The following is a 14,065-nucleotide window of genomic DNA, read 5'->3' on the forward strand; positions in this document are numbered from 1 at the left end:
AAGGCAGTGTGCGGTTTTCTTCACGGTAACGATCCTGTTCCCACCACGTTACCCGTGCGTAAATTGACACAGATTCAGCAACACGTGGTCCGGACCCGCGGCGCTGGAACGCCTCACCCCCCTCTCAGGCCAACAGAGGAGTTCCATGAAGCTGTCCTGGGCACGTGCGCGCGGACTGCTGGGAGCAGTCGCGCTCGCGGTGACGATCTCCCTGGTGCCGGCTGCGGCTTCCGCGCAGCCCGCTGCCGCCCCCACGGCCACCACGACCTCAGCATCGACCACCTACACCACGAGCAAGGGCTGGAACAACTGGTCCTGCAAGCCCTCGGCCAAGCATCCCCGCGCGGTGGTGCTCGTCCACGGCACCCTCGGCAACTCCGTCGACAACTGGCTCGGGCTGGCCCCCTACCTGGTCCGGCGCGACTACTGCGTCTTCTCCCTCGACTACGGGCAGCTGCCCGGCGTGCCGTTCTTCCACGGCTTGGGCCCGGTGGAGCAGTCGGCCGGGCAGCTGTCCGCGTTCGTCGACCGGGTGCTGGCCGCGACCGGCACCCGCAAGGTCGACATCGTCGGGCACTCGCAGGGCGGCATGATGCCGCGCCACTACCTGAAGTTCCTCGGCGGCGCGGACAAGGTCAACGCCCTGGTCGGCATCGCCCCGAGCAACCACGGATCCGACGTGCACGGCCTGACCCGGCTGCTCAAGCTGTTCCCCGGCGCGGAGAAGGCGATCGGCGGGCTCGCCCCCGCGCTGTCCGACCAGATCGCCGGCTCGCCGTTCCTCACCCGGCTCAACGAGGGCGGAGGCACCGTGCCCGGGGTCCGGTACACGGTGATCGCCACCCGCTACGACCAGGTGGTGACGCCCTACCGGACGCAGTTCCTCAACGAGCCAGGAGTGCGCAACGTCCTGCTCCAGGACCTGTGCCCGCTCAACATCTCCGAGCACCTGGCCATCGCCCTGCTGGACCGCATGACCTGGCAGGAGACCGCCAACGCCCTCGACCCTGCGACCGCAAGACGCACCACCTGCCTGTCCTGACACAGAAGCGGCCGGCCGCCCCGAAGGGCAGCCGGCCGCACCCGCCGACCGGCGGGGCGCAAGAGCCCCACCGGTCGGCGGCGGACCGCAGGCGCCGCCGCCCACGGGATGACCTCCCCCTGGCGGCGGCGCCCGGTCGACCGGCCGGGGCGGGCGGCCGGACGTTCGTCAGCCGCGGTGGCGGCCCAGGGCCCGGCGGCGCATGGTCGCCAGGACCACGCCGGCGCCCAGCAGCAGGGCGGCGGCGCCGCCTGCGGCGATCATCGTGGTGTTCTCCTCGCCGCCGGTCTCCGCGAGGTTCACCTGCTCCGCCGAGACCTTCTCCTGGTCCTCGCCGGAGTCCGCGGAACCGGTCGGCTCAGCGCCGCCCTGCGGCTCGGCGCCCTCGGCCTCGCCTTCCGCGCCGCCCTTCTGCTTCGCCCCCTCGGCGTCGTCCTGCTTGCCGCCGTGCTGGTCGCCGCCGTGCCCGTCGTGGTCGACGGTGGACTTGTCGCGGTGCTGTTCCACCTGCTCCTCGGTGGGTGCGGCCGGCTGGTCGTCCGCCGGGCTGCCGGTGCCGCCGGTCGAGTCGCCGGAGCCGCCACCCGTCGAGCCGCCCGACCCGGAACCGCCCTCCGCCGAGCCACCGGTGGTGCCGCCGGTGGTCGAGCCGGCGGTGCCCGACCCGTTGCTGCCGCCGCTGCCGCCGCTGCCGCTGCCGCCGAAGGTGACGTCGGAGCAGGTGTAGAAGGCCTCGGGGCTGTCCGAGCGCTGCCAGATGCTGTAGATCAGGTGGCGGCCGGACTTCTGCGGCACGGTGCCCTGGAAGACGTAGGCGCCGTTCTGCAGCTGCGGGTCGGCCACCTTGGCGAAGGGGGTCGTCTCCAGGTCGGCCCAGGTGAGCGGCTTGCCCGGGTCGTAGCCGTCCTTGGTGATGTAGAGCTCGAAGGACCCCTTGTGCGGGGCGGTCGCCTTGTACTGGAACGTGTGCGCGCCGCTGTTGAGCGAGGAGGCGGGCCAGTCGGCACGCGGCAGGTCCAGGCCCTTGTACTTGTCCCGTCCGGCCGAGCAGAGCTTGCCGTCCGGGATGATCTGGCGGTGCCGCCCGGCGGCGTCACCGATGTTGACCTCGTTCCAGTCGTAGAACGCCTGGGTGCCGCTGGCGGCGACGGCCGCCTTGCAGGCCGCGGACTTCGGGCTCTCTGGGCCCTCGGCAAAGCAGGCCGCCACCCGGCTCACCGGATCCGACATCGAGCCGTGCGCGGCGGCCGGGGACGCGGTGAGCCCGGTGAGGGCGAGCGGGGCGACGCCCAGTGCGGCTATCGCGGCGGCCTTGCGACGAGCGGTCATCGAGGTGGCTCCTTAGACAACGTGGGGAGAGCGGACGCCCCGCCGGGGCCGGGCCTTCGGCGGGGCGTCGACCCGGGGTGCGGGTCGGCGGTCCGCTGCCGCCGCGATGCCGCGACGGTCTCGGACAGTCAGCACGCTAGCCCCGCCGACCAGCCCTTTCGGCCGATCCGGCCCTCGGCGGCCGATCTTTATGACCCGCTTAAGGAGCCACTCAAAGCCGGTTAAGGACCCCGCCGCCCGGCACCCCGCCATCGCCTGCGACCGACTGGGCGGAACTGTCCCGGCGCACCGCCCCGGAAGCCCTCCGGAGAGGCGGGTGCGGCAGGAATCCCGGATGCGGGACCGCCATACGCGGAGGCAGGATGCCCGCATGACCGGACCTCGGGCCGCCCGTGCCCTGCCGCCGCCATCCGTGCTGGACGCCTTCGCGGTGGGCGGCACCGTCGTCCCGCTGCCGGGTGGCCGAGGGCTGAGCGTGCGTGTCGGCAACGTCGTCCTCAAGCCTGTCGACGGTACGGAGGAGGAGGCTGAGTGGGCGGCATCGGTATACGAAAGGCTCCTTGCCGGTGCCGGGGGCTTCCGAGTCCCGCGGCCGCTTCGGGCCGCCGACGGGCGGAGCGTGGTCGACGGGTGGACCGGCTGCGAACTGCTGAGCGGGCGACCGGGCCCGGCGGGGCACTGGCACGAGGTGCTGGCCGCCGGCCGTGCCTTCCACGCCGCGCTGAGTGACGTGCCGTGCCCGGCGTTCCTCAGCCGGCGGACGCATCCCTGGGCGGTTGCCGACCGGGTGGCGTGGGGTGAGGAGGAGACCGATGTGCCCGCACAGCTCGCCGATCCGTACGCGGCCCTGCTGGCGCTGAGACGTCCGGTGCGGCTGCCCGTCCAGCTCGTGCACGGCGATCTGACCGGCAACGTTCTGCTGGCTGCGGGGGAGCCGCCCGGGGTGATCGACTTCTCGCCCTACTGGCGGCCCCCGGTCTACGCCGAGGCGGTTGTGGTGGCGGACGGCCTGCTGTGGTTCGACGCTCCCCGTACGCTCCTGGCCCGCCCGGGCGAATGCCCGGACTGGACACAGCTCCTTGTCCGGGCCCTGCTCTTCCGGCTGGTCGCGGCCGGGCGGCTCGCCGGCCCCACCGCCAGGGTCACGGAGGAGGAGGCGGCGCGCTACACGCGGACGATCGAAACCGTCCGACGCGGGCCGTCGGCTGGTCGGCGGTGAGTGCTCCGCTACGGGTGGCGGACACGAGATTCACGCGCCAGCCGAGGGAACGTCAAACTCGGGCTGAGCAGGCCGAATTGACAGGATTAGGGTTACCTAACCTAATGTCTCCCCGTGAGCATGGACGATCTTCCGCAGAACGGGTCCGGTGCGCGTCGGCCGGGGTCCGCAGCTTCCGCCGCGCCCCCGCGCAGGCTCCATCTGCTCGCCCTCAATCCCACCGACTCGGTGTCCGAGGGTTTTCTGCCCGCCGCCGGGCGGCTCGGCCTGGACGTCACACTGCTGACCGACCAGCCTGCCGCACACCGCGAGCGTCACCCCGAACTGTCCGTCGTGCACTGCGAGGTGCGGGACTTCCGTCAAGTCCTGGACCGGATCGAGGCGGGCGGCGGCACCGACGCGGTCTTCACCAACAGCGACCACCTGCAGACGCAGGCCGCGCTCGCCGCCGACTTCCTCGGCCTGCCCGGCAAGGACTGGCGGGCGGCGCTGCGCTGCAAGAACAAGGCGCAGCTTCGCCGCGCGCTCGCCGCCGCCGGAGCCGACACCGTGGCGCACCACGAACTACTGCCCGGCGACGACCCCGCCGAACTGCCCGAACCGCCCTGGCCGTGTGTGGTCAAGCCGCGGGAGGGCGTCGCGAGCGAGGACGTCTTCCGCTGCGCGGACCGCACCGAACTGATGCGCCGCTGCCGGGAGATCCGGGCGCGGCGGCCTGCGGACGCGCTGATCGTGGAGGAGTACCTGGACGGCGAGCTGCACACCCTGGAGACCCTCGGCGACGGGCGCACCCTGCACGCCCTGGCCGGGTTCCGCACCGAACTCTCGCCGCCGCCGCACTTCGTCGAGGAACGTCTGCGGCTGCTCCCCGCCCTCCCCGAGCCGCACACCGCGCGACTGCTCGACCAACTGCGTGTCCTGGGCGTCGGGCTCGGGGCCTGCCACACCGAGTACGTCGTGCAGGGCGACCGGGCCCGCATCATCGAGGTCAACTACCGCGCCATCGGCGACCAGTGCGACCTGGTGCTGGCCGAACTCCTCGACGTGCCGCTGTTCGAGCACATCCTCTCCGTGCACCTGGGGCATGAGCTGCCCCGGTCGCTGGGCGCGCGGACCGACGGCCGCGCCGTCATGGAGTACGTGCTGGCGGACCGGCCCGGACGGCTCACCGCAGCCCCGCCCGCCGCCCGCACCGAGGCCGGCGGGGTGCGGCTCGACTACCGCCCGCTGCGGGCCGTCGGCGAGACGCACCCCGTGTACCGCACCAACCGGGACTTCCTCGGGGTGCTGCGCGCCACCGGCAGCGACCAGCGGCGTGTCGAGGCAGCCGTCCGGGACTTCCTCGCCGCGCACCGCTGGGAGATCACCCCGTGCTGACCGATCCGGCTCAGGCCGGCCCTGCTCAGGTCTACGCCGCTCATGCCGATTCGGCGCGGACCGACTCCGCCCAGACCGGACCCGCCCAGGCCGTACCCGCCCTCTCCGACGCCGACGCCGACCCCGCGCAGGGCGACCTGCTGCGCCGGGTGCTCTCCGCGCTGCTCCGAGAGGACGCCTACCGGCTGCGCAGCCGGGCGACGCCGGTTCACCGCCCGGACGGCGACCTGCTGCGGCTGCCGCTGCCCGGTGGCCAGGTCCTGCTGCCGGTCGGACCGGACGGCCACCAGTGCGAGCTCGCCGCCAGGGAGGGCCTGCTGGAGACGCCGGACGGCCCCCGCCGCACCCTGCCCGAGGTGCTTGCGCTGCTGCGGACCGTGGTGCCAGCCGAGGATCTTCCCGGCTTCGACGCCTTCGCCGCCGAGTGCGCCGAAGCGCTCGCCGCGACCCGGGCATACGAGCGCCAACACCCCCGCGTCCGGGCCCAGCTGGCGACCGCACCCCGGCTCGGGCTTCCCGGCTCACTCACCCACGACGCGCTCGCCGCGGCCCGCGAGCACCCCGTGTACCCGACGGCCCGTGCCCGCACCGGACTCAGCACCAGCCAACTGCGCGACTACGCCCCGGAGTTCCATCCGCAGTTCGCCCTGAACTGGCTCGTGCTGCCGGCCGGCGCGGTGCGGTGCGCGACCCGGCCCGGCCTTTCCCGGACCCCGTCCGCGGAGCTGTTCCCCGGGCAGGGGCTGCCCGGCTGGTGGCCCACCCCGCAGAGCCTCGGCCTGCCCGACTGCGGCCCCGGCCATCTGGCACTCCCGGTGCATCCGCTCACCGCCGGTCCCGCGCTGGCCGCCGCACTGCGCGAAGCGACGCTCAGCGGGGCCCGGTTGGCGGGCCCGGCACGCGTCCGCGTCCGTCCCACCCTGTCGATGCGCACCGTCGCCGTACTCGACGACCCCCGCACGCACCTCAAGCTGCCACTCGCCACCGCGACCCTGGGCATGCGGAACCGGCGGACGATCACCCCCGGCAGCCTCGTCGACGGCAGCGCGGGCCAGCGGCTGCTCACCCACCTGCTCGCACGTGAAACACGCCTCACCACGCGGGTGCTGCTCGCCGACGAGCACACCCACCTGTCGGCCGGGCACGACCTGCTGGGCGTGCTGGTGCGGCGCATGCCGGCCGGCCTGGACGACGCCCACGTGGTGTCCGCCGCGGCCCTGCTCGCCCCGCTGCCCGACGGCGCCACGGTCGCCGACGACCTGGCCGCCCGCTACTACGGCGGCGACCTGCCGGCGCTGCTCGACGCCTACCTGCGGCTGCTGCTGGACCTGCACACCACTCTCTTCGGCTACGGCGTGGCACTGGAGTCCCACCAGCAGAACACCTCGCTCGTGCTCGACGCGCCCGCCGGCCGTACCCGGTTGCGCCTGCTGCTGAAGGACAACGACAGCCCCCGGGTGCACACCGGACGGCTGGCGGCCCGCCTCGGCGGCGGCACGGCCGCCGACCTGTGCGGGTTCGCCGACCGCCGGGTACTGACCGGCGCCGACCTCCCGATCGCCGACCTACTCACCACCATCACACTCCACCTGTGCGCGGCGGCCCCGCTGTTCGAACTGGCCCGGCTCGGCCGCGCACCGCTGCCCGACCTGCTGGGCCGGCTGCGTGACCTGCTGAGCGAGGCCGTCGACCGGCTCGACGGCGAGCCGGGCGGGAGCGCCGCGATCCTGCGCGCCCGGGTGCTGGACGCCGACCGCCTCCCGGTCAAGGCGATGCTCACCGCGGGCACGCTGCTGCCCAAGGACCGCACCCGCGCCGCCGACGTCAACAAGTACTACGTCACCGGCCCCAACTACATACGGGAAAAGCTGCCTTGACGCCTCCGCCACCGGCCCGCCGCGCGTTCCGCCCAGGCCGGCGCGGGCAGGTTGCCACGGTGGCGGACGACCGCGGAGCAGACAGGCGGGCGACACCGAGTGCATAGGCTCGTCCGGTCCCGTACGCCCGCCGAACCGTCCACCACCGCACCCGTACGCCGTACCCTGCGCCCCGCACCGACCCGCCGTCCGCCCCGCGTCAGGCCGGGGTCCGCTCGCACATCCTCCTTGCACCCGTAGGAGCCCCGATGCCCTCCGCCCTGCCGCGTACCGCTCCCGTCTCCGCGGACGACGTCGTGTGCCACACCCTGCTGAACTGCCTGCTGCGGGAGGTCTGCGGTCCCGAGCACCACCGAGTGGACGGCGGTCGGCTCCTACTGCGGCTGCCCCGCACCGGAGTGCGGCTCGCGGTCGGACTGCGGCGCGTCTCGCCGACCGGGGCGCACCGCTTCCGCGGGCCGGTGTCCGAGCAGCGGCCCGGGAGGTGGACCGAACTGCCCTGGCACGCACTGGCCTCCCGCATCGAGCGCGAGCTGCACCTAGCCACCGGGTACCGCAACGACGAGTTCCTGGCCCAGGTCGCGGCCAGCCGGGCCGGGCAGGCGGCCGCCATGGCAGGAAGGCCGGTGCCGCAGGACGATCCCTACCTGGCGTCCGAGCAGTCGCTGCGCCACGGCCACCGCTTCCACCCCACACCCAAGGCCAGGGGCGGCAGTGAGGAGGACTGGGCCCGCTACGCTCCCGAGGCGGGTGCGCGCTTTCCGCTGCGGCTGCTCGCGGTGCGCGCCGACCTGGTCCGCGAGCAGACCGCCGTGCCCGATGCGCTCGCCGCGCTGGACCGGCAGGGCGCCGCGCCCCCCGGCTACCGGCTGCTGCCCACCCACCCCTGGCAGTACGCCATGCTGCGCGACCACGCCGGACTGCACGCCGCCCGGCTGCGGCGGCACGTGATCGACCTCGGGACCGGCCGGGTGCCGTTCGCCCCGACGGCCTCCGTGCGGACGCTCTACGACGGGCGGGACTTCCTCAAGTTCAGCCTCAACGTCCGCATCACCAACTGCGTCCGCAAGAACGCCGACTACGAACTGGCCGGGGCGGTGGCCCTGACCCGGGTGCTGGAGCCGGTCGCCCGCGAGCTGGCCGCCCGGTTCCCCGGCTGCGACCTGCTGCGGGAGCCGGGCTACCGCACGCTCGACGTCGGCAGCCGTGAACTCGCCGAAGGGCTGGGAGTCATCGTCCGCGAAGGCCTGGCCGCGCGGCTGCATCCGGGCAGCACCGGGCTGCTCGCCGCCGCGGTCGCCGACGAGCACCCCGGCTCCGACGCACAGGTGGGACGGCTGCTGGCGGGCGCCGGGCCGCAGGAGGCACTGCGCTGGTGGAACACCTACCTGCGCCTGCTGGTACCCCCGGTGCTCGCGGCCTTCTTCGACCACGGGGTGGTGCTCGAACCCCACCTGCAGAACGTGGTGGTGGGTGTGGGGCCGGACGGCCACCCGCGGCAGGTGCTCTTCCGCGACCTGGAGGGCACCAAGCTGCTGTCCCGGCACCACGCCGCCGCTCTCGCCGAACTGCCCGTGGACGTGGCCGGTCCGCTCGTCTACCGCCGGGCGCGCGGCTGGGACCGGGTGGTGTACTGCCTGCTGGTCAACCATCTGGCCGAGATGGTGGCCGCGCTCGCCGACCTGCACCCGGAGCAGGAGAACGCGCTGTGGGCGGCCGTCGCCAAGGTGCTCAGCGAACGCCGGGCGGCCCACGGCGACCCGCCGGAACTGCGCGCCCTCACCTCGGGCGTGCCGCTGCCGGCGAAGGCCAACCTGCTGACCCGCTGGAGCCGCGCCGCCGACCGGGAGGCCCGCTACGTGCCCCTGCCGTCACCGTTCGCCCCCGCCGTCCCCACCGCCACAGCGCCGGACGACCGGTCCGCCACCGCCCCCCGACCCCGGAGCCAGCCGTGATTATCACCAGCAGGGCAGCCGCCCGCGCCGCCGCACTGGCCGCCCTCCCGGCGTACGTGTACGACCTCGTCGCGCTGGACGACCACGCCCGCCGGGTGCGGCAGGCGCTGCCCGGACCGGTGGAGCTGTACTACGCGGCCAAGGCCAACCCGGACCCCCGCCTGCTGCGCGCGCTGGCCCCGCACCTCAACGGCTACGAGGTCTCCTCGGGGGCCGAACTCGCCCACGTCCGGCAGGCGGTGCCCGCGCTGCCGCTGGCGTTCGGCGCGCCCGGCAAGACCGAGGCGGAGCTGCGCCGGGCACTGGAGCTGGGCGTCGAGCGGTTCCACCTGGAGAGCGCGCACGAGCTGCGGATGCTGGCGCACCTGGCCGACCGGCCGGTGGACGTACTGCTGCGGGTGAACCTGCCCCAGCCGGCCTCGTCCGCGGCACTGACCATGGGCGGCCGTCCCAGCCCGTTCGGACTGGACCCAGGCGGTGCCGAACGGTGCCTGCCGCTGCTGGACGGAACCGCGCTGCGGCTGCGCGGTGTGCACGCGCACCTGGCCAGCGGCCTGGACGCCGACACGCTGGTGGCGACCGCCGCGCGGATCGCCGACTGGGCGGCCCGCTTCGACACCCGGCACCGGCTCGGCCTCACCGAGGTCAACGTCGGCGGCGGCATGGCCGTCGACTACCGGGCGCCGGACTCCCGCTTCGACTGGGAGCGGTACGGCACGGGCCTGGCCCGGTTGCTGCGCGAGCACCCGCGCTACACCTTCCGGGTCGAACCGGGCCGTGCGCTGAGCGCGTACTGCGGCTGGTACGTCACCGAGGTGCTCGACCTCAAGCACAGCCACGGCGAGGCGTTCGCCGTGCTGCGCGGCGGCACCCACCACCTGCGCACTCCCGCGGCCAAGGGACACAGTCAGCCCTTCACCGTGCTGCCGCGCGACGAGTGGCCGCATCCGTGGCCGCGCCCGGCAGTGGAGGGTGAACCGGTCACTCTGGCGGGCCAGTTGTGCACGCCGAAGGACGTGCTGGCCGGCCCGGCGCCGGTGGACGTGCTGCGGGCGGGCGACCTGGTGGCGTTCGCCCTGGCCGGTGCCTACGCCTGGAACATCTCCCACCACGACTTCCTGATGCACCCGCGGCCCGACTTCCACCACCTCGATCACTCCGACCACCCCGAATACCCCGACCGCCCCGACCAGTTCGATGCAGTTGCGTGTCAGTAGCAGGTGGCATGCTCTGCGGCCATGGACAGACAGCAGTTCTGGCAGCTCATCGGGGCAGCGCGCGAGGAGGCGTCCGACCCGGACGACGCGGAGGCGGTGGCCCGCCGGGCGGCCTCGCTGCTGGCCGCACACCCGGCCGAGGAGATCGCCGCCGCTCAGCAGGTGCTGTGGGACCTGATGGCCGAGTCCTACACGAATCCGCTGTGGGCCGCTGCCCACGTGGTCAACGGGGGTTGCTCCGACGACGGCTTCGACTACTTCCGCGGCTGGCTGATCGCGCAGGGGCGCGAGGTCTTCGAGCGCACGGTCGCTGACCCCGATGCCCTCGCCGAAGTGCCCCTCGTGCGGGCTTCAGCGTCCGACGGCTTCGAGCTCGACGGTGAGGACGTGCTGGGCATCGCCTCGGACGCACACGTCATCGCGACCGGCAGTCAACTCCCGGCCCCCGCGTTCACCGTCCGGTACCCGCCGCTGGACCCAGCCTGGGACTTCGACTTCGACGACCCGGGTGAGATGGCCCGCCGACTGCCGCGCCTGGCGGCCCTCCACCCGGAGTGAGTGGGAACTCGCAGCCGGCCCCCGCTCGTCCGCGCGGGGCACGCTGATATCCGCAGGCGTCAGCCCCACTGGACTGAGCGCTTGGCGAGGCCGCCCCAGTAGCCGTCGATGACGGAACGCTGCGTGGTGAGGTCGCTCTCGCCCGCGCCGAGCGCCACGAACAGCGGCGCGAAGTGCTCGGTGCGCGGGTGCGCGATCCGGCCGGCCGGGGCGCGGTGCTCGAAGTCGAGCAGCGCGTCCACGTCTCCGCGGTCCAGCGCCTCCCGTCCCCAGTGGTCGAACTCCCGGGACCAGCCCGGTGCCTCGTCCACCCCGGAACCCCAGGTGAGGCCCTGGAGGTTGTGCGTGAAGAAGCCGCTGCCGACGACCAGCACGCCCTCGTCCCGCAGCGGTGCCAGCCGCCGGCCGAGCCGCAGCAGTGCCTCGGGCGCCAGTGTCGGCAGGGACAGCTGGAGTACCGGCACGTCGGCGTGCGGGTACATCTCGGCCAGCGGCACGTAGGCGCCGTGGTCCAGGCCGCGTGCCTCGTCGGTGTGGACGGGAGCGCCGGGCCCGCCCAGCAGCCGCCGGACCCGCTCGGCGAGCCAGGGCGCGCCCGGCGCCGGGTAGGTGACGCGGTAGTACCGCTCGGGGAAGCCGTAGAAGTCGTACACGAGCGGTACGTCGGTGGTGGCTCCGACGGCCACAGGCGCCGACTCCCAGTGTGCCGAGACCATCAGCACCGCACGCGGCCTGGGCAGGTCCGCGGCCCAGGAAGCCAGTTGGCCGGTCCACAGCGGGTCGTCGGCGAGCGGCGGAGCGCCGTGGCTCAGGTACAGCACGGGCATGCGTGCGGCCGTCGGTTCCATCGGGTCCTCAGCTCCTGATCAGCAGGGTGACGCCGGCGACCACCGCGCCGAGGGCCACGGCGGCGAGGCCGTGGCTGAGGCGGTGGTCGCGCAGGCGGGGGAGGGCGCGGTCGACGGCCAGACGGCCGGGGCCGGAGATCGCCAGGGCGGCGGCAGCGGCGGCGAGCAGCAGTTCGTACTCGACGCCCTCGGGGGCGAAGAAGCCGCCGCCCCACTTCACCGCCAGCGCGTTGAGCATGGTGCCGAACACCGCGGCGCCGGCCAGCGGGGTCAGCAGTCCGAGGGCCAGCGCCAGGCCGCCGAAGGTCTCGGTGACCGCGGCCACCAGCGCCATGGTGTCGGCCGCGGGGTAGCCGACGGAGCCGAAGAACGCGGCGGTCCCGTCCAGACCGCCGCCGCCGAACCAGCCGAACAGCTTCTGCGCGCCGTGCGCCGCCATGACCAGTCCCAGGGCGATCCGCAGGACCAGCAGTCCCACGTCGTGCGCCGAGCGCGAGGGCGCGTCCGCGGCCGGGAGCGCCGTGCGGGTGTCGGTGGTGAAGGGGGAGGTGAGCGAAGGCATGCGGTCTCCACGAGGTGAGGGTGCGGGGCGCGGGCAGGAACTGGTTCGAGCATATGGTTCAAATTTGAAGCGCCCCGGTGGAGGCAGCCTACCCTGAGGTTCGAATTTGAACAACGAGGGGCGTAGACTGGTGCACATGACCGAGACACGCTGGCTGGACGAGCAGGAGATGGCCGCCTGGAAGGGCTTCCTGGAGGCCGGCCACCGTGTGGAACGCCGCCTGGAGCAGCAGCTCAAGGAAGAGGCGGGACTCTCACACACCCAGTACGAGGTACTGGTCCTGCTGTCCCAGGCCCCCGAGAACTCCCTGCGCATGTCCGAGCTGGCCCATGCCGTGATCACCTCGAAGAGCGGGCTGACCTACCAGATCGGCCGGCTGGAGAAGCGCGGCCTGGTCCGCAGGCGGTCCTGCCCGACGGACGTGCGCGGCGTCTTCGCGGTGCTCACCGACGAGGGCCGCCGCGCGCTGGAGAAGGCTGCACCCGGTCACGTCGCCGCCGTGCGCGAGGTCCTGATCGACGCGCTCGACCGCACCGAACTGGCCGTGCTCGCCAAGGCGCTCGGCCGGGTCGGCGAGCGCCTGCGCTGACCGCCGTGCCCCACCGGAACCCAGCGGCCGCCGGACGGCCCCGGCCCGCACCGCGCGCCGGACGGTCCCGGCACGCGGGCTCACAACTCCCGGACGTACCGCCACTCCGTGGCCGCCCGGGTGTAACCGAACCAGCGGTTCACCGCCAGCATCGGGGCGTTGCCCGCGTCGTTGCCGGTGAACGCGGACCGGTAGCCGGCCACCGCGGCGAGACGCAGCGCCTCGTGCTTGGCGGCCCGGGCCAGCCCCTGCCCGCGGTGGGCCCGGCGGGTTCCCGTCATGCCCGACCAGAAGCGGTCCCGGCCGTCGGTGTGCGCGATGCTGTAGGCGGCCACCTCGCCGCCGACCAGCACCACACCGCTCAGCGCCGGCTCGAACTCCGGCCGGTCCCAGTACGCCGCGCACCACTCCTCGAAGCCGAGCGCGCTCCCGGGGACGTCCCCCGGCTCGTCCAGCGCGCACTCGGTGTCCGCCTCGTACAGCCCGCGCCGGTCCGCGGCCAGGTCCTCGGCGGTGCACAACCGGGTCCCCGGCGGCAGCCGCGGCGGCGCGGGCAGCGGAACGCCCAGGTCGCGCCGGAGGAAGTGCGAGCTGCGGCCCCGGCGGAAACCGCGCCGCTCGGCGAAGCCCGGCGCGTCGCCGCCGTCGGAGGCCCAGACGTACAGGGTCCGGCCCCCGGCCGCCCGCAGGTGCCGCTCGGCCGCCGCCAGCAGCGCCGCCCCCACACCCCGCCGCCGGTGTCCGGGCAGGACCAGGGGCACCGCGGTGCAGGCGCCGGGATCGGCCGACGCGTGCGCCAGCCCGGCCTCGGTCGCACCGACGATCCGGCCGTCGACCTCGGCGACCAGCACCGTCGCGCGCAGGGCCGCAGGCGCCCGCTCGACCTCCCACCGCACGCTCTCCGGCCGGCCCACCATGCAGGGCAGCACCTGACGGCGGACCTCCGCCACCGCTGCCGCGTCCTGCGGACGGAAGGTGCGCACGTCTATCGTCATGGTGCGGCACGCTACGCCGCTCCCCACCGCACCCACCACAGGTTTTCCACCCCGGCCCCGTAGGACGGAACCGCCCGCCCGCACCAGCTTCCCCGCAGGAGAGAACGTTGCCGCCGCAGCCGCTGCGCATCACCGTCGACCCCGAATCCGCCACCGCGCCCTACGAGCAGCTCCGCTCCCAGATCGCCGAGCAGGCCCGCGGCGGCCTGCTCCCGGCGGGCTACAAGCTGCCCACCGTGCGCGGGCTCGCCGCCGAACTCGGTCTGGCCACGAACACCGTCGCCAAGGCCTACCGGGCGCTGGAGGCCGACGAGGTGGTGGAGACCCGGGGCCGCAACGGCACCTACGTCGCCGCCGCCGGGGACGCCGCCGCCCGGCAGGCCGCCGGCGCCGCGCTGGAGTACGCCCGGCACGCCGCGCGGCTCGGCCTGAGCCGTGCGGACGCGCTGGCCGCCGCCGAGACCGCTGTCCGCGCCGCCTACCCGGAGGACTGACAG

General features: G+C 74.1%; 13 protein-coding genes. 9 read left to right on the forward strand and 4 right to left on the reverse strand.

The features are described from left to right. Window positions 1–145: 145 nt before the first annotated feature. Complete coding sequence (locus QNO07_RS20010) at window positions 146–1,042, forward strand: esterase/lipase family protein (RefSeq protein WP_283993564.1); 897 nt, start codon at window positions 146–148, stop codon at window positions 1,040–1,042. A 168-nt stretch (window positions 1,043–1,210) separates the two neighbouring features. On the opposite strand, the gene QNO07_RS20015 is transcribed toward QNO07_RS20010, so the two are convergent. Next, window positions 1,211–2,371, reverse strand: coding sequence for a lytic polysaccharide monooxygenase auxiliary activity family 9 protein (locus QNO07_RS20015; RefSeq protein ID WP_283993565.1), 1,161 nt, complete (start codon window positions 2,369–2,371; stop codon window positions 1,211–1,213). 370 nt (window positions 2,372–2,741) lie between these two features. Between QNO07_RS20015 and QNO07_RS20020 the strand changes: the two genes are divergently transcribed. From QNO07_RS20020 to QNO07_RS20045, 6 genes are all read left to right on the forward strand, one after another. After that, entirely contained in the window at window positions 2,742–3,590 is an 849-nt protein-coding gene (locus tag QNO07_RS20020; protein ID WP_283993566.1) for a phosphotransferase, read from the forward strand. A gap of 114 nt (window positions 3,591–3,704) precedes the next feature. After that, window positions 3,705–4,967: an ATP-grasp domain-containing protein gene (locus QNO07_RS20025; protein ID WP_502961892.1), complete on the forward strand. Its 1,263-nt coding sequence runs from the start codon at window positions 3,705–3,707 to the stop codon at window positions 4,965–4,967. After that, window positions 4,961–6,844, forward strand: a complete 1,884-nt coding sequence (locus tag QNO07_RS20030; RefSeq protein WP_283993567.1) for an IucA/IucC family protein — start codon at window positions 4,961–4,963, stop codon at window positions 6,842–6,844. Before QNO07_RS20025 ends, QNO07_RS20030 begins: the two co-directional genes overlap by 7 nt. Before the next feature lie 248 nt (window positions 6,845–7,092). Next, window positions 7,093–8,799 (forward strand): IucA/IucC family protein, encoded by a 1,707-nt coding sequence (locus tag QNO07_RS20035; RefSeq protein WP_283993568.1) that lies wholly within the window; start codon window positions 7,093–7,095, stop codon window positions 8,797–8,799. Continuing rightward, complete coding sequence (locus QNO07_RS20040; RefSeq protein ID WP_283993609.1) at window positions 8,799–10,016, forward strand: type III PLP-dependent enzyme; 1,218 nt, start codon at window positions 8,799–8,801, stop codon at window positions 10,014–10,016. The genes QNO07_RS20035 and QNO07_RS20040 overlap by 1 nt, the downstream gene beginning before the upstream one ends. A gap of 21 nt (window positions 10,017–10,037) precedes the next feature. Further along, on the forward strand, window positions 10,038–10,574 hold the full coding sequence (locus QNO07_RS20045; protein WP_283993569.1) for a DUF4240 domain-containing protein: 537 nt from the start codon (window positions 10,038–10,040) through the stop codon (window positions 10,572–10,574). Window positions 10,575–10,633: 59 nt separating this feature from the next. Here QNO07_RS20045 and QNO07_RS20050 read toward each other — a convergent pair whose 3' ends face one another. Together QNO07_RS20050 and QNO07_RS20055 are read right to left on the reverse strand one after the other, a co-directional pair. Next, a complete protein-coding gene (locus QNO07_RS20050) occupies window positions 10,634–11,422 on the reverse strand; it encodes a dioxygenase family protein (protein WP_283993570.1) in 789 nt (262 codons plus the stop codon). A 7-nt stretch (window positions 11,423–11,429) separates the two neighbouring features. Further along, window positions 11,430–11,984 carry a DoxX family protein gene (locus QNO07_RS20055; RefSeq protein ID WP_283993571.1) on the reverse strand — a complete coding sequence of 185 codons (555 nt, stop codon included), beginning with the start codon at window positions 11,982–11,984 and terminating at the stop codon, window positions 11,430–11,432. Window positions 11,985–12,120: 136 nt separating this feature from the next. Between QNO07_RS20055 and QNO07_RS20060 the strand changes: the two genes are divergently transcribed. After that, window positions 12,121–12,573, forward strand: coding sequence for a MarR family winged helix-turn-helix transcriptional regulator (locus QNO07_RS20060; protein WP_283993572.1), 453 nt, complete (start codon window positions 12,121–12,123; stop codon window positions 12,571–12,573). Between the two features lie 80 nt (window positions 12,574–12,653). Here the strand turns inward: QNO07_RS20060 and QNO07_RS20065 are convergent, their stop codons facing one another. Beyond that, on the reverse strand, window positions 12,654–13,568 hold the full coding sequence (locus QNO07_RS20065) for a GNAT family N-acetyltransferase (protein ID WP_283993573.1): 915 nt from the start codon (window positions 13,566–13,568) through the stop codon (window positions 12,654–12,656). A 107-nt stretch (window positions 13,569–13,675) separates the two neighbouring features. Between QNO07_RS20065 and QNO07_RS20070 the strand changes: the two genes are divergently transcribed. Continuing rightward, window positions 13,676–14,062 (forward strand): GntR family transcriptional regulator, encoded by a 387-nt coding sequence (locus QNO07_RS20070; RefSeq protein ID WP_283993574.1) that lies wholly within the window; start codon window positions 13,676–13,678, stop codon window positions 14,060–14,062. Window positions 14,063–14,065 lie beyond the last annotated feature (3 nt).

The sequence above is a fragment of the Streptomyces sp. 549 genome (genome assembly GCF_030124175.1).
In the GTDB taxonomy this organism is placed as follows: Bacteria; Actinomycetota; Actinomycetes; order Streptomycetales; family Streptomycetaceae; genus Streptomyces.